Source organism: Arthrobacter sp. 147(2020), assembly GCF_013116715.1.
GTDB lineage: Bacteria > Actinomycetota > Actinomycetes > Actinomycetales > Micrococcaceae > Arthrobacter_D.
Map to the genome: position 1 here is coordinate 19,208 of NZ_JABFOM010000010.1, position 22,849 is coordinate 42,056.

Sequence of the window (22,849 nt, forward strand, 5' to 3'; positions counted from 1 at the left end):
ATAACATTAGTTATTATTATCGGAATCACTGGCAGGGAGTTATGTGATGAAGACGAGAAGTGGATTCGGGATGGACACCCTTCGCCAGGGTGTCGAAGGACGTGATGCGACCCTGCTGGCGTCGCTCTACGCGGAGAACGCCGAGGTCACCGAAGTGGACAACGACCATCCGCCGGCGCGGCCCCGCACCTTCATCGGCGGGGAGCAGATTGCGGAGCACCTCCGCGACGTGTGCTCCCGCGAGATGACCCACCGGCTAGAAAATCCGATGGTGAGCGGGAACCGGTTGACCTTCACTGAGGCCTGCCGCTACGACGACGGCACCGAGGTTTTGTCGATTGCCACCGCCGAGCTTGACGACCGGGGCAAGATTGTCCGCCAGCTGGCAGTCACCGCCTGGGGCAGCTGAGGAGGCTTTCCGGCGGTTGCCCCCTCAGGCCCGGGCTGCGCGCCCACCGATCCTCTCAGGCGTTGGTGTGACGGCGGGCCGCGGTGAACAGTTCGTTCCGTAGCCGGGTGACGTCGGCCAACAGCAGTTGTTCGCGGGAGAGGTTCAGTTGCCGGTCGTGGCCAGCGACAATGCGCTGGCGGGTGAACGCCAGCCGGGTGGCCGAGCGGATGAACGCCTTCATGGTCTGCTGACGGCCAAAGCGCCGCGCCCAGCCGAGCGCCTGTGAGCGCCCGCCGGGGGTAGCCAGCATCTGCACCTCCTGGCCGGTGAACCACCCGGCCGCAGCGTAACCGCCCAGCCGTTTCTCGGTCAGTCGCCGTTCGGCACGCCGGAGTGCCATGATGCTGGCGAGGGCAGCGAGGAACAGGGGCAGCTGGATCAGGAAATAGAACTCGAAGAAATCGGTGAACAGCACCAGCAGGCCACCGTTCCACAGCATGTGCCCGGCGATCGCGGGAACCAGACCTAGGAGGAACGCTGGGAAAATGTAGCGTCTGCCGCTACGGGCCACCGCCAAGCCGATTACGGCCCCGAGGGCAGCGGTGAACATCACGTGGGCGAACGGGGAGAACAGTCCCCGGATCACGAACACTGACACGAGGCCGCCCAGCCCGCCGCCATCCAGCGCGGCTGCGCCGAAGTACAGAATGTTCTCGCTGAAGGCAAAGCCCGCTCCCACCATCCCGGCGTACACAATCCCGTCGACCGGCCCGTCGAAGTGGCTGCGCCGGGAGAACACCAGAATCAGCACGCCCAGGCCCTTGGCAATCTCTTCCACGAGGGGTGCCTGCAGCACCGGACCAATCACGTCCGACGGGGTGGACGCCAGCGCCAGGGACAGCAGTTCAGTCACATAGGTGCCCAACACGAGGGCAGCCACCACCGAGATTCCGGCCCCCCACAGGAACGCGAACCAGAGCGCGCCCCGCGGTTCGGGGTCCCACCGGTCGATCCACATCAGCCCCGCCACGCAGATGGACAGCGGGATCAGCGCAAGAATCCCGCACAAGATCAGGGCGACGCCGCCGAGGGTGGTGCTCAGGAACCAGGCGAGCACCACCAGGACCAACGCGGCTACCGCTACGAGGAGGACATTGACGACGCCGGGCCCCCGACGCACCCCCTGTTCCCAGACCGGGTGGAGGGGCTGCGAGGATTCCCAGGGTGGCGGGGCGGCGATGTTCATCCTCAAACAATAGATCGTCGTGGCAGGGGCGTCACAGAAAGGATCGGCACCCAGGGCGCGGCGCCCGCTGTGATAGTTTTGACAGCGCAACCAACCTTTAAGTTCCGTCCTGTGAGGCGGGGAAGGAGGAAGCGTCAAATGAACATGCCTGCACCTCAGTCTGAGAGTGTCCTCTCGCGTGTCGTTCTCGCCGAAGCCGATATTGACCGTGCGCTCACCCGCATTGCCCACGAAATCCTCGAGGCCAACAAGGGGACCGCCGACCTGGTGCTGCTGGGCATCCCACGCCGCGGGTACCCCCTCGCCCAGCGTCTGGCCCGAAAGATCGCTGCCGCCGAGAACCAGGCCACCGGCTCGTTGCTCGATCCCGCCGGCATCGTTGGGCAGCTCGACGTGACCATGTTCCGGGACGACCTTCGCCACCACCCGACCCGCCCGCCGCTGCGGACCCAGCTGCCGCCGTCGGGCATCGACAACAAGGTTGTAGTGCTCGTCGACGACGTCCTGTACTCCGGGCGGACCATCCGTGCCGCACTCGACGCCCTCGTGGACCTGGGACGGCCACGGGCCGTCCGGTTGGCCGTCCTGGTGGACCGCGGGCACCGTGAACTTCCCATCAGGGCCGACCACGTGGGAAAGAACCTTCCCACCTCTTCCGTCGAGAAGGTCCGCGTTCACCTCGCCGAAATCGACGCGGTGAACGGCCAGCCGGTCAACGAGGTTGTCATCGAGGGCCCCGCATGAGGCACCTGCTGTCCACCCGCGACCTGTCCCGGCTGGACGCCATCCGGATCCTCGACGTCGCCGAGGAAATGGCTGCAGTAGGGGAGCGGGAGATCAAAAAACTGCCCACCCTCCGCGGACGCACGGTGGTGAACCTGTTCTTCGAGGACTCCACCCGGACCAGGATCTCTTTCGAAGCGGCAGCGAAACGCCTGTCCGCTGACGTCATCACCTTCGCGGTGAAGGGGTCGTCCGTGTCCAAGGGCGAGTCGCTGAAGGATACCGCGCAGACCCTTGAGGCCATGTCCGCCGACGCTGTGGTCATCAGGCACTGGGCCTCCGGCGCGCCCGCCCGGCTGGCGACATCGGACTGGATCGACGCTGCGGTGATCAACGCAGGGGACGGGATGCACGAACACCCCACCCAGGCACTGCTGGACGCCTTCACCCTGCGCCGCCACTGGGCGAAGATCAACGGCATCCCCTCCCACGGGTCCGACCTGTCGGGGATGGCGGTCACCATCGTCGGCGACGTGCTGCACTCCCGGGTGGCGCGGTCCAACCTGTGGCTCCTGGTGACGCTCGGCGCGACGGTGACGCTGGTGGCGCCGCCCACTCTCGTCCCGGTCGGCGCAGAACACTGGCCCTGCCGAATCACCTACGACCTGGACGAAGCCCTCGCCGCCGGCCCCGACGCGGTGATGATGCTCCGGCTCCAGGCCGAACGGATGAATGCCGCGTTCTTCCCCTCCACCCGCGAATACTCACGCCGCTGGGGATTCGACGACGCCCGGCTGGCGGCGCTCGACACCCACGGGCTCAATGACACCGTCATCATGCACCCCGGGCCAATGAACCGCGGCCTTGAGATCTCCGCGGCAGCAGCCGACTCGTCCCGCTCGACCGTACTGGCGCAGGTGCGCAACGGCGTCTCAGTCCGGATGGCCGCGCTGTACCTGCTGCTCGCGGGCGAGGACCAGACGGGTCCCGCTCCGGCACTTCCCACCCCCACCCAGGAGAACCACCGATGAACGCACCAGCACGCTACCTCATCCGCGGCGCAGCACTGCTCGGCCAGGAACGCGCCGACCTGCTGATCGCAGACGGAGTGATCGCCGGTGTCGGACCGGGCCTCACGGCTGCCGGGGCAACGGTGATCGACGCCGACGGCCTCGTCGCGCTGCCCGGCCTGGTGGACCTGCACACCCACCTCCGCGAACCCGGCCGGGAGGACGCCGAAACCGTCGAAACCGGTACCCGCGCCGCAGCGAGGGGCGGCTTCACAGCGGTCCACGCCATGGCCAACAGCACCCCCGTCGCGGATACCGCGGGCGTGGTGGAACAGGTCTACAGCCTGGGCCGCCGGGCCGGCTGGGTCGAGGTCCGCCCGGTGGGCGCCGTCACCGTAGGACTCGGCGGCACCCAGCTCGCCGAACTCGGTGCGATGGCCGACTCGCGGGCCGGTGTCCGGGTGTTTTCCGACGACGGCGTCTGCGTCAGCGACCCCGTTCTGATGCGCCGCGCGCTGGAGTACGTCAAGGCGTTCGACGGCGTGATCGCCCAGCATGCCCAGGAACCCCGGCTCACCGAGGGAGCCCAGATGAACGAGGGCGCAGTGTCGGCGGTACTCGGCCTGACCGGCTGGCCCGCCGTCGCCGAGGAAAGCATCATTGCCCGGGATGTCCTCCTGGCGCACCACGTGCAGTCCCGGCTTCACGTCTGCCACGTCTCAACCGCCGGATCAGTGGAGATCATCCGCTGGGCCAAGGCCCGCGGTATCAGGGTCACCGCCGAGGTCACCCCGCACCACCTGCTCCTCACCGATGACCTGGTGCGCACCTACAACCCTGTCTACAAGGTGAACCCGCCCCTGCGCACCGGCGAAGACGTGCAGGCCCTCAGGGAGGCGCTGGCCGACGGCACCATCGATATTGTCGGCACCGACCACGCACCGCACCCGTCCGAACACAAGGACTGCGAATGGGCGCAGGCAGCCATGGGCATGACCGGGCTGGAAACCGCCCTCTCGGTGGTCCAGCACACCATGATCAACACCGGCCTGATGGACTGGAAAGGTTTCGCCCGCGTCACCTCTCACACCCCGGCGACGATCGGGCGCCTGGACCGGCAGGGCCGACCGCTGGCCGAAGGTGAGGCAGCTAACGTAACACTCGTTGATCCGGAGGCACGCTGGGTGGTCGATCCGGATAAAATGGCCACCATGGGCCGCAACAGCCCATTTGCCGGCACTGAGCTACCCGGAGCCGTCCACGCCACGTTCTTCAGGGGTCACCCAACCGTGCTGGACGGCCGCCTGAACACCCCGCACCCAACAGCAGCTGAGGAATCCACATGGACTGGCTAATGCCCGTCGCCCTCTCCACGGGCATCATCGCCGCCGCCATCGCCCTCGGGGTCCTGGGGTGGCGCGGCCGCCTTGCACGGCAGCGGGACGTCCCCGCCCCGCCCGAGGCGCCCGAGGAGCTCAGCGACCCGGCGTATGTCGCCAACGGCCAGTACGTCGTCACGACGACGGCGGGGGATTGGCTTGACCGGATCGCCGTCCACGGCCTGGGCGTGAAGTCCAACGCGACTGCCAGCGTCCACGAGGAGGGCATCATGATGGTCCGCAGCGGTGCGCGCGACCTGTTTATCAGGCGTGCCGACCTCAGGAGCGTCAGGCTGGACCGCGGGATGGCCGGCAAGTTCGTGGAGAAGGACGGCCTGGTGGTCTTCACCTGGGCCCTCAACGGGACGCCCGTCGACACTGGCTTCCGCACCCGCCAGGCCCAGGACCGCAACGGGTTACTGGACGCCGCCGCTGCCCTCGCCCCCGCCAGCACCCAGCCCTCGCCCAACACCCACACACCCCCGGCACAGCGTCAAAACCCCATGAAGGACACACAGTGACAGAATCCAGCCAGCCAGCAACCGAGAGCGCTGCAGTACTGATCCTCGAGGACGGCCGCACCTTCCGCGGCCGCAGCTACGGGGCGCAGGGCACTGCGCTGGGCGAAGCTGTCTTCGCCACCGGCATGACCGGCTACCAGGAGACCATCACCGACCCGTCCTACGCCCGCCAACTGGTGGTCCAGACGGCACCCCATATCGGCAACACCGGGGTGAACAACGACGACGCCGAGTCCCGCCGGATCTGGGTCGCCGGCTACATCGTGCGCGACGCCGCGCGCCGCCCCTCCAACTGGCGGTCCGAGCAGAGCCTCGACGGGCAACTCCGGGACCAGGGGATCATCGGGATCCAGGGCGTCGATACCCGCGCCGTGACCCGGCACCTCCGTGAACGCGGTGCGATGAAGGCTGGAATCTTCTCTGGTCCGGCAGCCGCCGGGTCCGACGCCGAGCTGCTGGCGCAGGTCTTCGGCCAGGAATCGATGAAGGGTGCCCGGCTCGCCGAGGAGGTCAGCGCCACAGAACGCTACGTGGTGGAACCGTCCGACAACGGCTGGGAGGGTGAGCCACTGTTCACCGTCGCCGCCCTGGACCTGGGAATCAAGTCGATGACCCCCAGGCACTTCGCTCAGCGCGGGGTCCGCACGGTGGTCCTTCCCGCCAACTCCACCTTCGCGGAGGTGGCACGGGAATCACCCGATGGGGTGTTCATGTCCAACGGACCGGGCGACCCGGCAACCGCCGACCCCCAGGTCACCCTGCTGCGGGAGGTGCTCGACGCGCGGATTCCGTTCTTCGGCATCTGCTTCGGCAACCAGATCCTGGGCCGCGCGCTCGGATTTGGCACCTACAAGCTCCGTTACGGCCACCGCGGTATCAACCAGCCGGTCCTGGACCGGCGCACCGGCAAGGTGGAGATCACCTCACAGAACCACGGGTTCGCCGTCGACGCACCCCTCGACGGCCCCACCCAGGCCCCCGAAGCCCGGTTCGGGCGGGTCGAGGTCAGCCATGTCAGCCTCAACGACGACGTCGTCGAGGGCCTGGCCTGCCTTGACCTGCCCGCTTTCTCCGTCCAGTACCACCCGGAAGCGGCAGCCGGACCCCATGATTCGGCGTACCTGTTCGACCGGTTTATCCAGTTGATGACCGACACCCGGTCCGGTCACCAGCTGAGCAGCGACGCAAACGACAAGGAAGAAAACTAGATGCCACGCAGAACCGACCTCAAAAGCGTCATGGTCATCGGCTCCGGGCCGATCGTCATCGGCCAGGCCGCCGAATTCGATTACTCGGGAACGCAGGCGCTGCGCGTGCTGAAGGAGGAGGGCCTGCGGGTCATCCTGGTCAACTCCAATCCGGCCACCATCATGACCGACCCCGAGTTCGCCGACGCCACCTATGTTGAGCCGATCACCCCCGAGGTGGTCGCCAAGATCATCGAGAAGGAGCGCCCCGACGCACTCCTTCCCACCCTCGGTGGGCAGACCGCCCTGAACGCCGCCATCGCCCTGGACAAGAACGGTGTCCTGGAGAAGTACGGGGTGGAACTGATCGGTGCCAACATCGCTGCCATCGAGCTGGGGGAGGACCGCGAGAAGTTCAAGGGAGTTGTAGCCCGCTGCGGCGCCGAATCGGCCCGGTCCATGATCATCCACTCCATCGACGGTGCCCTTGAGGCGGCAGCCGACCTCGGCTACCCGATGGTGGTCCGCCCCTCCTTCACCATGGGTGGGCTCGGCTCGGGTCTTGCCTACAACGAAAAGGACCTGCGCCGTATTGTCGGCCAGGGTCTCCAGTACAGTCCCACCACCGAGGTCCTCCTCGAGGAGAGCATCCTCGGCTGGAAAGAGTACGAACTCGAGATGATGCGGGACAAGAACGACAACGTGGTGGTGGTCTGCTCCATCGAGAACCTCGACCCGGTGGGTGTGCACACTGGAGACTCGATCACGGTTGCCCCGGCCATGACCCTCACTGACCGCGAGTACCAGCGGTTGCGTGACATCTCGATCGCCATCATCCGGGAGGTGGGGGTCGACACCGGCGGTTGCAACATCCAGTTCGCCATCGAGCCCGACACCGGCCGCATCGTCGTCATCGAAATGAACCCGCGCGTCTCCCGGTCCTCGGCACTGGCCTCCAAGGCCACCGGCTTCGCGATCGCAAAGATCGCCACCAAGCTCTCCCTCGGCTACACCCTCGACGAGATCCCGAACGACATCACCCAGAAGACCCCCGCCTCGTTCGAGCCGACCCTCGACTACGTGGTGGTCAAGGTGCCCCGGTTCGCGTTCGAGAAGTTCCCCGCGGCTGACCCCACCCTGACCACCACCATGAAGTCGGTGGGCGAGGCGATGGCCATCGGCCGCAACTTCACTGAAGCCCTCCAGAAGGCACTGCGCTCCCTGGAGCAGAAGGGCTCACAGCTGTCCTTCGACACGTCGGTCGATATCGATGTGCCGGCCCTCATCACCGCTGCCAAGCGGCCCACCACCGAGCGCCTCGCCCAGGTGCAGCAGGCACTGCTGGGCGGTGGCACGATCGATGAGCTCTACCAGGCGACCGGCATCGACCCGTGGTACCTGGACCAGCTGGTGCTGCTCAACGAGGTGGCCGCGACCGTCCGGGAGGCGCCAGCGCTCACCGAGGAGATGCTGCGGCTGGCCAAACGGCACGGCTTCTCCGACGAGCAGATCGGCGCGCTGACCCACACCCCCGAAGCTGTGGTGCGGGGAGTCCGCCACGCCCTTGGCGTGCGCCCGGTCTACAAGACCGTCGACACCTGTGCCGCAGAGTTCGCCGCCTACACCCCGTACCACTACTCGTCCTACGACGAGGAGGACGAGGTGGGCCCGCACGCGAAGCCGTCGATCATCATCCTGGGCTCCGGCCCGAACCGGATCGGTCAGGGCATCGAGTTCGACTACTCGTGTGTCCACGCGTCCATGGCGTTGCGCGAGGCCGGCTACGAAACGGTGATGGTCAACTGCAACCCCGAAACGGTGTCCACCGACTACGACATCTCCACCCGCCTGTACTTCGAACCGCTCACCCTTGAGGACGTCCTTGAGGTGATCGCAGCCGAGGACCGCACCGGCGGCGTGATGGGGGTCTTCGTGCAGCTCGGTGGGCAGACTCCGCTGAAACTCGCTCAGGAACTGGCCGACGCCGGTATCCCGATCCTCGGCACATCACCCGAGGCGATCGACCTGGCCGAACACCGGGGTGCGTTCAGCCGGGTCCTCGACGCGGCAGGGCTGATCTCGCCGAAGAACGGCACCGCCGTGTCCTTCGAGGACTCCAAAAAGATCGCCGACGAGATCGGCTACCCGGTCCTCGTCCGGCCGTCCTACGTCCTGGGCGGCCGCGGAATGGAGATCGTCTACGACGAGGCCAACCTTTCCCGCTACATCGCCAACGCCACCGAAATCACCGAGGCCCACCCGGTCCTGATCGACCGGTTCCTTGAGGACGCCATCGAGATCGACGTCGACGCCCTCTACGACGGCACCGACATGTACCTCGGCGGCATCATGGAACACATTGAGGAGGCTGGCATCCACTCCGGAGACTCGGCGTGCGTCCTGCCGCCTATCACCCTGGGCGCCGACATCCTGCAGCGCGTCCGCGAGGCGACCTTGGCGATCGCCGACGGCGTAGGGGTCCGCGGGCTCATCAACATCCAGTTCGCGCTGGCTTCGGATGTGCTGTACGTACTGGAAGCCAACCCGCGTGCCTCCCGTACCGTGCCCTTCGTGTCGAAGGCGACCGGGGTGCAGCTTGCCAAGGCAGCCGCCCTGATCGGGACCGGGGTGTCCATCGCGGCCCTCCGCGCCGAGCATGGGCTCCTCCCAGCGACCGGCGACGGTGGGGACCTGCCCCTGGACGCACCGGTGTCCGTGAAGGAAGCGGTCCTGCCGTTCAGCCGGTTCCGCACCCCCGACGGCACCGTCGTCGACTCGCTGCTTGGCCCCGAAATGCGCTCAACGGGCGAGGTGATGGGAATCGACAAGTACTTCGACACCGCGTTCGCGAAAAGCCAGTCAGCGGCCAACGCTGCCCTTCCCACCGAGGGCCGGGTATTCGTGTCGGTGGCCAACCGGGACAAACGCTCGATCATCATGCCGGTCAAGCGGCTCGTCGATCTTGGCTTCGAGATCCTGTCCACCGGCGGCACCGCCGACGTGTTGCGCCGCAACGGCATCCAGGCCACCACCGTGCGCAAGATCGCCGAGGGAACCGGTGAGCACGGCGAAGGCACAGTGGTGGACCTGATCACCGACGGCACCATCGACATGATCATCAACACCCCCTCGGGCGGCCAGGCCCGTGGCGACGGTTACGAGATCCGGGCGGCCGCTACCTCGTACGGGCTCCCGGTCATCACGACCGTCCCCGAGTTCGGCGCTGCCGTCCAGGCGATTGAGGCCATGCGCTCCTACGAGTGGTCGGTGACCAGCCTCCAGGAACACGCCGCCAACCTGCAGGCGGCAACCGAAGCCCGCAATGCCGCTCGCTAGGCCCTCGTTCGGGGTCCGGCTTGCCGCCCGCATGCAGGACCGCGGCGGCCTGTGTGTGGGAATCGACCCGCACCCGGCGCTGCTGCGCGACTGGGGGCTGGCCGACGACGCCGCTGGCTGCGAACGCTTCGCCCTGACGGTGCTGGAGGCCGTCGGCGGAACAGCCGCCATCCTCAAGCCCCAGGTGGCGCTGTTCGAACGGCACGGTTCTGCCGGGATGGCGGCTCTGGAGCGGCTGCTGGCTGATGCTGCTGACCAGGGGGTGCTGACCATCGCTGACGCGAAGCGCGGCGATATCGGTTCCACCATGGCCGCCTACGCGGATGCCTGGCTTCGGGACGGGTCGGCCCTGGCGGCCGACGCTGTCACACTCAACCCCTACCTGGGGTTCGAATCCCTGCGTCCCGCACTGGATCTCGCGGCCGCGACCGGCCGCGGTGTGTTTGTGCTGGCACTGACGTCCAACCCGGAGGGCGCGTCCATCCAGCACGCTCACGTGACCGACCGGACCGGCGGGTCTGGGGCCGACGGATCAACCAGCAGCCACACCAGCGGCCAGGCGGTGGCCCGGCTGATCGCCGACGCCGCCGCCCGGGAGAACCGCGACGCCGTCGGGCTCGGATCGGTGGGCCTGGTGGTCGGAGCAACGGCTGGTGCGGCCGTGCGCACCCTGGGCCTGGACCTGGCGGAGCTGAACGGCCCCATCCTTGCTCCCGGCATCGGCGCCCAGGGCGCCGGCCGTAAGGAAATCGCCGATACGTTCGGCTCGGCACTTCCGCTCGTACTCGGGAGCGCGAGCCGCAGCATCCTGCGGGCCGGACCTGACAGCAGCAAGCTTCGGACGGCCGCGGAACAGGCGCTGGCGGAACTGCGCAATTGATTTTGTGCCGCCTCAACAGATAGGTTCAGTGGAAGCCCATTCCACAAGAAATGCATCTACCCGAGCGTCCAGCGCGGCACGGTGCCAACTGCAGGGGAGCACTTGTGAGCTTGAAGCCGCTATCGGACTCCGAACGGACTCAGGCGCGCGAGAAGGCTACTGCGGCCCGTGCGGTCAGGGCAGATCTGAAGGTGAAGCTGAAATCGGGGGAAACTACGGTCAGCGACGTCGTCAACGGTATGTCGATGGATCCCGCGGTGGGCCGGCTGAAGGTGCTGGACCTGCTGAAGGCGTTGCCGGGCGTAGGGGATGTGCGCGCGGCAGGCATCATGAACGACGTCGGCATCGCCGCGACCCGCCGTGTGCGGGGGCTGGGTGTGCACCAGCGCCAGGCATTGATCGAACATCTAGCAAAGCAGGACCCTTCGCCCTGATCGGGGCAAGGCAGCAGACCTGTAAGTAAGGAACCACGTGTCGCAGCCTCGGCTGACAGTACTCGCCGGGCCAACGGCCGTCGGTAAGGGAACCGTATCCACCTACATCCGCGACAACTACCCGCAGGTCTGGCTGTCCGTCTCAGCCACCACCAGGCCACCGCGGCCGGGCGAGGTGGATGGAGTCCACTACTTCTTCGTGAGCAACGAGGAGTTCGACGACCTGGTAGCCACCGGCCAGATGCTCGAGTGGGCGCTGGTCCATGGCCGCAACCGCTACGGCACCCTCCGGCGGACCGTCGACGCGGCGATGGCCGACGGGAAATCCGTGCTGCTCGAGATTGACCTGCAGGGAGCCCGGCAGGTCAAGGAGTCAATGCCCGAGGCTAATTTCGTGTTCCTGACACCGCCCAGCTGGGACGAGATGGTGCGCCGTTTGGTCGGCCGGGGGACCGAAACTGAGCAGGAACAGCAGCAACGGCTGGAAACCGCTAAACTAGAACTTGCCGCTGAGCCTGAATTCGACCACACGGTGGTCAATGACAGTGTTCAGCGCGCAGCGGACGAGCTTGTATCACTGATGGGACTTAGCCCTCAGGCACGTTAGCGCGTGACCTGGTAGCCGCTGTCCCACCAACAATCTGAACCATTTACGGAGTATTTGTGTCAACACAGCCTGAAGGCATCATCAACCCGCCGATCGACTCCCTGCTGGAGGCTTCGGACTCGAAGTATGCCCTGGTGATCTACGGTGCCAAGCGCGCCCGGCAGATCAACGCATACTACTCCCAGCTGCACGAGGGCCTGTTCGAGTACGTTGGCCCCCTGGTCGACACCCGCCTGAACGAGAAGCCGCTCTCGATCGCCCTGCGCGAGATCAACGAGGGCATGCTCGTCGCCACCCCGGTCGAATCAACCGAGCAGTAGTTTCTGCTGTTCTTGTGATTGCAGCCGAGCCTAACCGAACGCTGAGCAAGTGCGCGTAGTTCTGGGAGTCGGGGGAGGGATCGCCGCCTACAAGGTGGCTTCCCTCCTCCGACTCTTTACTGAGGCGGGGCACAACGTCACAGTCATTCCGACGGACGCGGCAACCCGGTTTGTCGGGACCGCCACCTGGGAGGCTCTTTCCGGGAACCCGGTCAGCAACAGCGTGTTCGACGACGTCGACAAGGTCAACCACGTGCGTCTTGGCCAGCAGGCCGACCTGGTGGTCATTGCCCCTGCCACTGCGGACCTGATTGCGCGGGCCGCCGCCGGGATGGCCAACGACCTTTTGACCGGGACCCTGCTGATGGCCCGCTGCCCGGTCCTGATGGCACCCGCCATGCACACCGAGATGTGGAACCACCCCGCGACCGTCGCCAACATTGCGACCCTCCGCAGCAGGGGCACGCTGGTGCTCGATCCCGCGTCGGGACGGTTGACCGGCACCGACTCCGGCGCTGGCAGGCTACCCGAACCCGCCGACATCTTTGCCGCCGCGATGGCGGCTTACGAGGGCGCCAATCAGGACAGGTCCTCCTCGGGTACGGCACAAGGCTCACTCGCCGGACGGCACCTGGTGATCACCGCTGGTGGCACCCGCGAACCCATCGACCCGGTCCGCTATCTCGGTAACCGCTCGTCGGGCAAGCAGGGGATGGCACTGGCCGCGGCCGCCCTCGCGGAGGGCGCGACCGTCGAATTGATCGTCGCCCATGTGGAGGTCCCCGCCCCCGACGGCGTCGAGCTGGTCACGGTCGAAACTGCCGAGCAGCTCAGGACCGCGACACTGCGCGCGGCGAAACAGGCTGACGCGCTCATCATGGCCGCTGCGGTAGCCGACTTCCGGCCAGCCGAGCAGGTCCTCACCAAGATCAAGAAACGCGCCGACGGCGTCGACCCCGTGATCACCCTGGTGCGCAATCCCGACATTCTCCGGGAAGCCGTTGAGCAGCGTGGCGCCGCGGGAACCGGGCCGGTCATTGTGGGATTCGCGGCCGAAACCGGCGACGCGACGTCGGACCCGTTGGACCACGCCCGCCAGAAGCTGGCCCGGAAGGGCTGCGACCTGCTGGTGCTCAACCAGGTGGGTGACGGCAAGGTGTTTGGGCTCGATGACACTGTCGCAACCATCCTCGATGCCCGCGGCGCCGAACCAGTTGAGGTTGCCGGTACCAAAACCGACGTCGCCGCCGCAGTGGTGGCCCGGGTGGCAGCCGCGCTGGCGGGCCGAGGCTAACCAGGCTCTGGTTCGCCGGCCTGTGCGTTTAGACCCCAGTTGTAGTTCTTTGGTAAGCCCAGCCCATCAGTCACACAGTCCGTCACACAAGCCGCAAATCTGTCGGTCGAACCAAGTAGAGTGATCAAGTGAATTCAGCCAATCCCGTTCGCAGCGATCTGCGCCTGTTTACCTCGGAATCCGTCACCGAAGGCCACCCCGACAAGATCTGCGACCAGATCAGCGACGCCATCCTCGACGCGATGCTGGAGAAGGACCCGAAGTCCCGGGTCGCCGTCGAGACCCTCGTGACCACTGGGCTGGTGCACGTCGCCGGGGAGGTCACCACCGAGGCGTACGTCGAAATCCCCGAACTGGTCCGCCAGACGCTCCTGAACATTGGCTACGACTCATCCGCCAACGGGTTCGACGGCGCACGCTGCGGCGTCTCGGTCTCCATCGGGCAGCAGTCGCCCGAAATTGCCAGCGGAGTGTTCAACTCGTTGGAGAACCGCCAGGGAACCAGCGCGGACCCTTACGACGCGCAGGGCGCCGGTGACCAGGGCATCATGTTCGGCTACGCAAGCGACGAGACAGCTGTGCTGATGCCCACCCCCATCTGGCTGGCCCACCGGCTCTCCGAGCGCCTGACCACCGTCCGGAAGGACGGCACCCTTGACTACCTCCGGCCAGACGGCAAAACCCAGGTAACCATCGGGTACGACGGCGATGTGCCAGTTTCAGTGGACTCGGTGGTGGTCTCCTCCCAGCATGCGCAGGGCGTCAACCTCGATCAGTTGCGCGCCGACCTGGCGACCCACGTGATCGATCCCGTGCTGGCGGCATCCGAGCTGGACATCAGCAATGTGCGCCACATCCTGAACCCGGGGGGCGACTTCGTCATCGGCGGCCCGGTGGGCGACGCGGGCCTGACCGGACGCAAGATCATTGTCGACACCTACGGGGGAATGGCCCGGCACGGCGGCGGCGCCTTCAGCGGCAAGGACCCGTCCAAGGTTGACCGCTCGGCGGCCTATGCCATGCGCTGGGTCGCGAAGAATGTGGTCGCGGCTGGCCTGGCCAAGCGCGCCGAGATCCAGATCGCCTACGCAATCGGGATGGCGCAGCCCGTGGGCATCTACGTGGAGACCTTCGGCACGGAGACAGTTGACCCAGCCGCGATCGGCGCCGCGATCCGCGAGGTCTTCGACCTGCGTCCGCTCGGCATCATCAACGCACTGGACCTGCTGCGGCCCATTTACCAGAAGACCGCAGCGCACGGGCACTTCGGCCGTGAAGACGTCGGCTTCAACTGGGAACTGACCGACCGTGTGGACAAGCTGCGGAGCTATTTCAACGCCTAGCACGCGCCCGCCCGGCAACGGCAACGGGGACACTTCCGGCGGACGCGCACCCCAGCAGTCTCCCGGCACCGACCCGCGCTTATCGACCGCGGGGATCTCCGGCGATCAGGGCGCGGTGCAGCTGTCCCTGCTGCAGGGATTCCCGGCGGCACCACGGGCAGCCGGCGCGCCGGTGCCCGCCGGAAAGCTGCCGGTGGCGCAGGTCCTGCTGGATTCCCCGCTGCCCCACCTGGACCGGGTGTTCGACTATGAAGTTCCCGAGGAGCTGGCTGAGTCTGCCCAGCCCGGGGTTCGGGTCAAGGTGCGTTTCAGCGGCCGGGAGTTCACCGGTTTCATCGTCGCCCGGGCGGCGACCACCGACAGCACCACCCGGCTTCTGACCCTGGGCAAGGTTCTCTCCACCCAGCCGGTCCTCACCCCTGAGGTGCTGGCCCTCAGCCGTGCCGTCGCCGCGCGGTACGCCGGGACCGTCAGCGATATCCTCAGGGTCGCCATCCCGCCGCGGATGGCGCGGGTAGACGCGGCCTTCGATGAGACAGACGAAGTGGACAGTGCCACACCGGACAGTGCCTCATCGGGCAGTGCGGCGGAAGTCGGCGCCAAGGATTCGAACGATCCAGAAAGACACCCCGCCCCGCTGCTGACCCGCTATGCCAACGGCGCCAGCTTCCTCAGACATGTGGCCGCCGGGCATAACCCCCGGGCGGTCCTGACCAGCCTGGGAGGCTACGGAGCGCGGGACTGGCCAGCGGAAATCGCTGAGGCGGTCGCCACCGTCTGGCATGCAGGCCGGGGCGCCGTCGTCGTCGTGCCCGACCAGCGGGACCTGGCCCGGGTCGAGGCCGCCCTGGCGCGGCGGCTGGGCACCGACAACCTGGTGCGCCTTACCGCCGAGGACGGGCCGACGCCGCGGTACCGCAACTTCCTGAAACTCCTGCACGGGCAGGTACGGGTGGCGGTCGGCACCCGGTCGGCGGCCTATGCTCCGGTGCAGGACCTGGGACTCGTGTGCATCTGGGATGACGGGGATGACCTGCACCAGGAACAGCGGGCGCCCTACCAGCATGCCCGCGAAGTACTGCTGCTCAGGGCGGAGCTTCAGGGCTGCGCGGCGCTGCTCGCGTCCGGATCGCAGAGCACGGAGGCGCACCGGCTGGTGGCTACCGGCTGGGCGCAATCGATTGCCGCGGACCGCGCCGAGGTCCGCCGCAGCAGCCCACGGGTGATCCACACCGGGGACGAGTTCCAGACTGCCCGCGATCCGCTGGCGGCGCGCGCCCGGATCCCGCATGCGGCGTGGAAGGCTGCCTCCGACGGGCTGGCCCGGGGGCCAGTGTTGCTGCAGGTGGCGCGGACCGGATTCTCACCGGCCCTCGCCTGTGAGGACTGCCGTGAACCGGCCCGCTGCACCGTGTGTACCGGACCACTGGCCCAGACCGGGCGGGGTGGTGCTCCCGGGTGCCGCTGGTGTGGCCGGCCTGACCCGCGGTGGACGTGCGCCAACTGCGGAAGCCACCGGTTGCGTGCCACAGTGGCTGGTGCCACCCGGACCGCCGAGGAACTGGGGAGGGCCTTTCCCGGGGCGACGGTCTACTCTTCAGCCGGAGAGCACATCCTGGACACGGTGCCCGACCGTCCCGCCGTCGTCGTCGCCACGCCGGGGGCTGAACCGCTTGCCCCGAACGGCTATGCGGCGGTAATCCTTCTGGACGGGTCGGCAATGCTGTCCCGGGAATCCCTGCGGGCGGGGGAGGACACCCTGCGGCGCTGGTTCACCGCGTCGCTGCTGGCGCGCCCCGCGAACGATGGCGGCCTGGTGGTCATCACCGCCGATGATTCAACAGCAGTGGGTCATCTGGTCCGCTGGGATCCACAGGGCGCCGCCGGGCGGGAGCTTTCCACCCGGACCGACCTGGGCTTGCCGCCGGCCGTCCGGTTCGCTGCCCTGACCGGGTCCCGTGAGGCCCTGGCTGCGTTTACTGCCGATCTCGATCCGGCCCTGTTCCTCCGCACGGTGGGCCCCATGCCGGTTGCACCCCAGTCGGGCCGCGCCCCGGGGGGACGGCAGGCCGGACCACCGGGGCGCCGCGACGCGGCCGACACCCAGATCTCCAGCGCGGACCAGCACCGGCTGCTGCTGTTCTTCAGCTACCGCAGTGCGCCGGCGGCGACCGCCTGGCTGAAATCCCGCAAGGCAGCACTCTCGGCGAAGGGGACGTCCGAACCGGTCCACATCCGCTGTGATGCAGCGGACCTGATATAGCGCAGCCGGGTCGCAGATTCGTCGCTGGCCGTCACCGGCGCCGGAGCAATCGGCCGAGGCCTCGGCGCCCGGCGTGTTCGACGGTGGCGATGGCGGCTGCCTCCAGCAGCTGGTCAGCGGAGCGGTCCCAGGAGTAGGTGCCTGCCTGCGCCTTGCCGGCGCGGGAGGCGGCATCCCACCGGTCGGGTGCGGCGAGTGATTTCACCGCTGCGGTGAACGCCGAGGGGTCGTCGGGGTCCACGTACAGCGCGGCATCGCCGCCGACCTCCCTGAAGATCGGTGTGTCGGCGGCAATCACTGGGGTTCCGGCCGCCATCGCCTCGATCACCGGCAGCCCGTACCCTTCGGCGCGGGACAGGGTCACCAGCGCCGCCGCCGAGCGGAGCAGCTCCTGGTACTGCCCGTCGGTCACACCGTTGTGGAAGACGACGCGTTGCCCCGGCGGGACAAGCCGAACGAGCTCCGCCCTCCGGTCAGCGGTGATCCGGCTGAGCAGGTGCAGCGTATACCCGTCGAGACCATTCATGCCCGCCACAATGGTCTCGACGTTCTTGTAGGGCATGAACGACCCCATGTAGAGCAAGTCTTTGCTGGGCGGGACTCCCTCGGGGCGGACCTCCGTGTCTTTCTGGGGCGCATTGCTGACGAGCCGGACCGGACGTCTGGTCAGCCGGTGCTCCTTCATCAGCTCCCGGGTGGTCTCCGAGATGGTGGCGACGACGTCGGCCCGGTTCAACAGGAGGCGTTGCGGCCAGTAGGCCAGGTGGTAGAGCCGCCACAGGGCGCGGACCGGCAGGGGCAGGAATCCGGGTGGCTGGGGGTTCTGGTAATAGATCAGGTCATGCAGGGTGAGTACCAGCGGGTACTGCCGTCCCCAGCTCCCCATGGTCTGCATCGGGCAGATGACGACGTCGGGGTTCAACCGGTTGATCGTCGAGGCCACGAACAGTTCCCGGGGCGAGAGCGGCGAAGTGATTAGGACGTGGGGGACAGCGGGCAGCAGGTCGAGCTGCCGGGGGTCAGAAATCAGCATCGCCACGTCGGCCCGCTCCGCGACGGCGGCAATGAGGCTGGCCCCGTAGCGGCTGATTCCGTCGTGCTGGTCCAGCCGGGTGAACCGGGCGTCGAACAGGATCCTCATGCGGGTGTCCCTTCCAGGAAACTCTCGATCAGGCGGGCCGCTTCGTGGGGGGTCTCATAGTGCACCAGGTGGCCCACCCCGTCGATGATCTCCAGACGGGAATGTGGGATCAGGCTGGCAAGTGCACGCTGACCTTTCACTGAACCCAGGTCATCCTTCTCGGCGGCAACCAGCAGGACGGGCATCGTGAGCCGCGCCGCATTGTCCCTGACCGTGCCTGTAATTGATGCCTGGAACGCTTCGAGCAGCACCCGGCGGCTGGCGTACTTGCTGAAGTAGCTCAAGTGCTGGCCGTGAATGTACTTCCGGAGTGTTCGGTCCCTGGTTTTCGCCATCAGTGAGCTCATTCCCAACACGATGAGCCGGTTGCCGAGGAGCGCCAGGCCCAACCGCTCAGGGAGTGCAGCCCCTACCCGGTAGTACAGGGCAGCCGCCATGGAGGCGAGCCGGTTGGAACCTTCCAGCGCAGGCTCGCAGATGGGATTGATCAGGATCAGGGCGGCAACCGCCGCCGGGTTGTCAGCAGCCCACCGCGACGCGACGATTGAGCCGAAGGAGTGGCCGAGCAGTACCGTGTCGGAGCCCAACCCGAGCTCCGCCAGGCTGAACCCGACAAACCGTGCGTACGCGTCGACGTCGTGCACACCCTCCAGGGCCTCGGATTGGCCGAAGCCGGGAAGGTCGGGCACCACAATCCGATGCGTGGGCAGCTCCTCGATGATGCGGAGCAACCCGTGATGGTCCCCCCTGAAACCATGCACCATGAAGATGGCCGGCGCTGTGCCGCCGCCTTCCAGTGCCGGGAACATCCAGTAGCGCTGAGCTGCTCCAAGATACGGCAGGGTCACCACGGAGGCCTGCCGGCTCACGGTTATCGGTGACGGCACCAGCTAGTTCACCCGGTCCGGGTGGGAACCGAACCTGGTGTCCCGCTCGAGCCCGCCGATGTCCGCGAGTTGTCCGGGAGTGAGGTCGAAACCGAAGATGTCGAGGTTGCCGGCGATCCTGGCTCGCGTGCTCGCCTTGGGGATGACCAGGTTGCCGGATTGCACGTGCCAGCGCAGGACCACCTGGGCTGGTGTCCGGTCGAGGTCGGATGCGATCTCACCGATCACCGGGTCGGCCAGAATGGCTCCCCGACCCAGCGGGCTCCACGCCTGGGTGCGGATGCCGTGGGTGTCGTGGAACTGCCGCAGCTCATGCTGTTGCAGGTAGGGGTGCAGCTCGATCTGGTTTACGGCCGGAATTACCCCCGTCTCCGCCAACAGTCGTTCCAGGTGGGTCACCTGAAAGTTCGACACCCCGATGGCCCGCACCCGCCCGTCGTGGTAGAGCTGTTCCAGCGCGCGGAAGGTGTCAACGTACTGGTCCTTGTCGGGGCAGGGCCAGTGGATCAGGTAGAGGTCGACGTCGTCCAGCCCCAGCGCCTGCTGGGAGGCGTCAAAGGCGCGCAGCGTCGCATCGTAGCCGTGGCTGTCGTTCCAGAGCTTGGTGGTGACAAAGACGTCGTCGCGTTCCAGCCAGCCGGCGTTGACGGCATCGGTCACGGCCCGGCCCACTCCCGCTTCATTGCCATACATGGCTGCGGTGTCGATAGTGCGGTACCCCACCTCGAGGGCCTGGGAGCAGAGATCCGCAGTGGTCTCAGGCGGCACCTTGTACACACCGTAACCAACCTGGTCGATCTGTACCCCGTTGTTGAGAGCGATTTTCGGTGCCTTATGCATACCTCGACAATACCGAAGGCGCTCTGGCTCAGCGGGACCCGCCATGCACCAGGCGGCGCGCCGACCCCTCGTCGAGGATGAGGTCAGTGGCGAGGCCAGCGGCTAGGGCCCCGCGCAGCCCGTTGATCTTGGTTTCCCCCGACACCACGCAGATACGCCGGCGCACCTGCCGGAGGAGATCCAGTTCGGGGCCGGTGCTGCGCTGGTTGAGGAGGAGGTCGCTGTGGGTGCCGTCGGCGCGGAAGAACATGGTCGCGACGTCGCCCACCACCTGGTGCTCCTCCAACGCCCGCAGGTCGTCGTCGTCCAGGTAGCCCCCGGAGTAGACGTGGCTGGGGATGTTGGCGTCGATGGACCCGACGCCGAAAATGGCCATGGTCATCCGCCGCTGCAGGTCGAGAATGCGCAGGACGCTGCGTTCGGCCCACATGGCCGTCTTGGTTTCGGCGTGGTCGAAGAAGGCCGGGACGGGGAACTGTTCCACTCGGGCGCCATAGGCCTGGCCGAAACGGCGCAGGATCTCGCTGGCATAGGTGATTCCGGTGGTCTGGGTGTTGCCAGCACCGTTCAGCTGGACGATGGTGCTGTCGTGAGTTACCTTCCGGGTCAGATGATGGCTGACCGCGCTCAGGGTGGACCCCCAGGCGACGCCGATGATGGCGTTCGAATCGACCAGCGGCCCGATGGTCCGTGCCGCCTGGATCGCCACCCGGTCCAGTACCTCGGAGTCGCTGACGATGTCGGTGACGGGAACCACGTGGGCTTCCACACCGAACTGCCGCCGGATCTGTTGCTCCAGGGACGGTGCCCGCTGCAATGGGTTGTTGACCTGGATCTGGACCAGCCCCGTGTCCCGGGCCATCGACAGCAGCCGGGAAACGGTCGACCGGGACGTCCGCAGCTCCCGTGCAATGGCGTTCATGGTGAGGTCCTGCAGGTAGTACATCTGGGCCGCCCGCAGCGCGTCGCCGCTCCGTGAACGCTTGAAGTCCTCAGCGGAAGATTGTGCAACGGGGTCGGGCCTTTCAGCCTCGGGTCGAACGTTCATAGCCAAATCCTCCGTCACTTCTGCACGTATGTGCAACACCATTGACTATTATTCCCAGCATTTCAAGAATAGGTGGAACGGCTGCGGATCCAATGCAGCGTGCAAACTGTTGAGGAGAATGTTTTGGCTGAGTCCGCTACCGGCAAAGGTGCCACAAGCACACCCGCTGAGCGAGCAGGGGTGACACGTCTCAGGGAGACCCCCCGGGCTTCTGTCCTCATTATTGGTGGCGGCATCAACGGCGTAGGAACCTTCAGGGACCTCGCACTGCAGGGCGTCGACGTCGCGCTCGTGGAGCGGGGAGACTACTGCCAGGGCGCGTCGGGTGCGTCGTCCCACATGATTCACGGCGGTATCCGGTACCTCGAGAACGGCGAGTTCCGGTTGGTCCGGGAATCAGTGGTTGAGCGCAATGCCCTGCTGAAGACCGCCCCCCACTACGTCAAGCCCCTCCAGACCACCATCCCGATTTTCAGTACCTTCTCGGGCATCCTCGCCGCTCCGGTGCGGTTCCTCACCCATCGCCAGGGCCAGCCCCGCGAGCGAGGCGCGTTCCTCATTAAAGCCGGTTTGACCATGTACGACTGGTTCTCCCGCGACGGCGGAGCCGTGCCGCGCCATACCTTCGCCGGTCGCAAGAAGTCCCTCGCGCAGCTGCCCGATCTTCGGCCCGACGTCCGTTACACAGCCACCTACTTTGACGCGTCAGTGCACAACCCCGAGCGCATGACGCTTGACGTGCTCCGTGACGGGCTCGCCGCAAACGCCGAAGCCCGGGCGATCAACTACGTCAGCGCTATCGGACGTGACGGCGATTCGGTCCTCCTCCGGGATGAACTCACCGGCGAAGAATTCACCTTCGCAGCCGACGTCGTCGTGAACGCTACCGGCGCATGGGTGGACGGTACCAACGATGCCCTGGGCGAACGCAGCACCTTCATGGGTGGCACCAAGGGCTCCCACGTTGTGCTCGACCACCCGGAACTGCTCGCCGCCTGCGCGGGCCGCGAGATCTTCTTCGAACACACCGACGGCCGGATCGTCCTGGTCTACCCGATCGGCGACCGGGTGCTCGTGGGCACCACCGACATCGACACCGATGTGGACGAGCCCGCCGTGTGCACCCCCGAAGAGGTTGACTACTTCATCGAACTGATCGGCCACGTGTTCCCTGCGATCACCGTCAAGCACGATCACGTCGTCTACAGTTTCTCCGGCGTCCGCCCGCTCCCACGTCACGACGACACCCAGCCCGGCTTCGTGTCACGCGATTACAGGATCGAGAAGCGCCAGGACAGCACCGGCACCAAGCCGGTCACCACGCTAAGTCTCGTCGGGGGCAAGTGGACCACCTTCCGCGCACTCTCCGAGCACATGACCAACGACGTCCTTGAAGTCCTTGGGAAGCGGCGGACGACGACGACGGCGGGGCTCGCCATCGGCGGCGGAAAGGGATTCCCCCGGACGCCGTCCGCTGAGAAAGCCTGGGTGAGCGCCCATGTGGAGCCGGGACTTTCAGCCGAGCGCGCCGAGGTGCTGCTGACCCGTTACGGCACCCGCGCCGTCGACGTCATCGAGTACCTGCGTGCGGGCCAGGACCGTTCGTTCTCCTCGACCCAGGAGCTGAGCGAGCGGGAGCTGGAGTACATGGTCGAGCACGAGCAGGTGGGGCACCTGGCTGATGTGCTGATCCGCCGGACGTCAATCGCCTTCCGCGGACTGGTGACCACAGAGCTGCTCCAGGAACTTGCTGAGACGCTGGCTCCGCTGCTCGGGTGGAGCAGCGAGAAAGTGTCGGCTGAGGTAGAACTGGCTGAACAGGTGCTGCTGAAGTGGCACAACGTTCAGGTCGAAGATTTGGTGGCGTAGCCGCTGTCAGGCACGTAACCATTGCCGCTCCCGGAGCGGATGCAGGACCAACGGCAGCTGTTGCCGGGGGGAGCAAGAGAGCCTCAGCCGAGGGCTGGGTTCGATAAAAATGAATAATTAAAGGAGTCAA

The 22,849-nt window shown here is 66.7% G+C and carries 20 protein-coding genes; 15 read left to right on the forward strand and 5 right to left on the reverse strand.

Going from position 1 to position 22,849, the window contains the following annotated elements; all coding sequences use genetic code 11:
* The first annotated feature begins 46 nt into the window (after positions 1-46).
* Entirely contained in the window at positions 47-409 is a 363-nt protein-coding gene (locus tag HMI58_RS09025; RefSeq protein ID WP_171619161.1) for a nuclear transport factor 2 family protein, read from the forward strand.
* Positions 410-464: 55 nt separating this feature from the next.
* Here the strand turns inward: HMI58_RS09025 and HMI58_RS09030 are convergent, their stop codons facing one another.
* Positions 465-1,637, reverse strand: a complete 1,173-nt coding sequence (locus HMI58_RS09030; RefSeq protein WP_171619163.1) for a PrsW family intramembrane metalloprotease — start codon at positions 1,635-1,637, stop codon at positions 465-467.
* A gap of 144 nt (positions 1,638-1,781) precedes the next feature.
* On the opposite strand from HMI58_RS09030, the gene pyrR reads away from it, so the two are divergent.
* From pyrR to HMI58_RS09095, 13 genes are all read left to right on the forward strand, one after another.
* The gene (pyrR, locus tag HMI58_RS09035) at positions 1,782-2,381 is read left to right on the forward strand and encodes a bifunctional pyr operon transcriptional regulator/uracil phosphoribosyltransferase PyrR (protein ID WP_171619232.1); all 600 of its coding nucleotides are present in this window, start codon (positions 1,782-1,784) and stop codon (positions 2,379-2,381) included.
* Positions 2,378-3,391 carry an aspartate carbamoyltransferase catalytic subunit gene (locus HMI58_RS09040; RefSeq protein ID WP_171587126.1) on the forward strand — a complete coding sequence of 338 codons (1,014 nt, stop codon included), beginning with the start codon at positions 2,378-2,380 and terminating at the stop codon, positions 3,389-3,391. Before pyrR ends, HMI58_RS09040 begins: the two co-directional genes overlap by 4 nt.
* Complete coding sequence (locus HMI58_RS09045; RefSeq protein ID WP_171619165.1) at positions 3,388-4,725, forward strand: dihydroorotase; 1,338 nt, start codon at positions 3,388-3,390, stop codon at positions 4,723-4,725. The genes HMI58_RS09040 and HMI58_RS09045 overlap by 4 nt, the downstream gene beginning before the upstream one ends.
* A complete protein-coding gene (locus tag HMI58_RS09050; protein WP_225668003.1) occupies positions 4,713-5,270 on the forward strand; it encodes a hypothetical protein in 558 nt (185 codons plus the stop codon). Before HMI58_RS09045 ends, HMI58_RS09050 begins: the two co-directional genes overlap by 13 nt.
* Entirely contained in the window at positions 5,267-6,478 is a 1,212-nt protein-coding gene (gene carA / locus HMI58_RS09055; RefSeq protein ID WP_171619167.1) for a glutamine-hydrolyzing carbamoyl-phosphate synthase small subunit, read from the forward strand. Before HMI58_RS09050 ends, carA begins: the two co-directional genes overlap by 4 nt.
* The gene (gene carB / locus HMI58_RS09060) at positions 6,479-9,793 is read left to right on the forward strand and encodes a carbamoyl-phosphate synthase large subunit (protein ID WP_171619169.1); all 3,315 of its coding nucleotides are present in this window, start codon (positions 6,479-6,481) and stop codon (positions 9,791-9,793) included.
* Positions 9,780-10,673, forward strand: coding sequence for an orotidine-5'-phosphate decarboxylase (pyrF, locus tag HMI58_RS09065; protein ID WP_171619171.1), 894 nt, complete (start codon positions 9,780-9,782; stop codon positions 10,671-10,673). The genes carB and pyrF overlap by 14 nt, the downstream gene beginning before the upstream one ends.
* Before the next feature lie 104 nt (positions 10,674-10,777).
* The gene (gene mihF, locus HMI58_RS09070) at positions 10,778-11,107 is read left to right on the forward strand and encodes an integration host factor, actinobacterial type (RefSeq protein WP_171587131.1); all 330 of its coding nucleotides are present in this window, start codon (positions 10,778-10,780) and stop codon (positions 11,105-11,107) included.
* Between the two features lie 37 nt (positions 11,108-11,144).
* A complete protein-coding gene (gene gmk / locus HMI58_RS09075; protein WP_171587132.1) occupies positions 11,145-11,714 on the forward strand; it encodes a guanylate kinase in 570 nt (189 codons plus the stop codon).
* 56 nt (positions 11,715-11,770) lie between these two features.
* The gene (gene rpoZ / locus HMI58_RS09080) at positions 11,771-12,034 is read left to right on the forward strand and encodes a DNA-directed RNA polymerase subunit omega (RefSeq protein ID WP_019482806.1); all 264 of its coding nucleotides are present in this window, start codon (positions 11,771-11,773) and stop codon (positions 12,032-12,034) included.
* A gap of 49 nt (positions 12,035-12,083) precedes the next feature.
* Positions 12,084-13,328: a bifunctional phosphopantothenoylcysteine decarboxylase/phosphopantothenate--cysteine ligase CoaBC gene (gene coaBC, locus HMI58_RS09085; protein WP_171619173.1), complete on the forward strand. Its 1,245-nt coding sequence runs from the start codon at positions 12,084-12,086 to the stop codon at positions 13,326-13,328.
* A gap of 128 nt (positions 13,329-13,456) precedes the next feature.
* Complete coding sequence (gene metK / locus HMI58_RS09090; protein WP_171587134.1) at positions 13,457-14,671, forward strand: methionine adenosyltransferase; 1,215 nt, start codon at positions 13,457-13,459, stop codon at positions 14,669-14,671.
* Positions 14,672-14,786: 115 nt separating this feature from the next.
* Positions 14,787-16,934, forward strand: a complete 2,148-nt coding sequence (locus HMI58_RS09095) for a primosomal protein N' (RefSeq protein ID WP_345890618.1) — start codon at positions 14,787-14,789, stop codon at positions 16,932-16,934.
* Between the two features lie 31 nt (positions 16,935-16,965).
* Here HMI58_RS09095 and HMI58_RS09100 read toward each other — a convergent pair whose 3' ends face one another.
* The 4 genes from HMI58_RS09100 to HMI58_RS09115 are packed head-to-tail and all read right to left on the reverse strand — an operon-like array spanning position 16,966 to position 20,748.
* Positions 16,966-18,075 carry a glycosyltransferase family 1 protein gene (locus tag HMI58_RS09100; RefSeq protein WP_171619175.1) on the reverse strand — a complete coding sequence of 370 codons (1,110 nt, stop codon included), beginning with the start codon at positions 18,073-18,075 and terminating at the stop codon, positions 16,966-16,968.
* Positions 18,072-18,944: an alpha/beta hydrolase gene (locus tag HMI58_RS09105; protein WP_318779174.1), complete on the reverse strand. Its 873-nt coding sequence runs from the start codon at positions 18,942-18,944 to the stop codon at positions 18,072-18,074. The genes HMI58_RS09100 and HMI58_RS09105 overlap by 4 nt, the downstream gene beginning before the upstream one ends.
* 21 nt (positions 18,945-18,965) lie before the next feature.
* The gene (locus HMI58_RS09110; RefSeq protein WP_171619177.1) at positions 18,966-19,802 is read right to left on the reverse strand and encodes an aldo/keto reductase; all 837 of its coding nucleotides are present in this window, start codon (positions 19,800-19,802) and stop codon (positions 18,966-18,968) included.
* Positions 19,803-19,830: 28 nt separating this feature from the next.
* The gene (locus HMI58_RS09115) at positions 19,831-20,748 is read right to left on the reverse strand and encodes a sugar-binding domain-containing protein (protein WP_171587148.1); all 918 of its coding nucleotides are present in this window, start codon (positions 20,746-20,748) and stop codon (positions 19,831-19,833) included.
* Positions 20,749-21,030: 282 nt separating this feature from the next.
* Here HMI58_RS09115 and HMI58_RS09120 point away from each other — a divergent pair, with 282 nt between their 5' ends.
* On the forward strand, positions 21,031-22,719 hold the full coding sequence (locus HMI58_RS09120; RefSeq protein ID WP_171619238.1) for a glycerol-3-phosphate dehydrogenase/oxidase: 1,689 nt from the start codon (positions 21,031-21,033) through the stop codon (positions 22,717-22,719).
* The last annotated feature ends 130 nt before the right edge of the window (positions 22,720-22,849 follow it).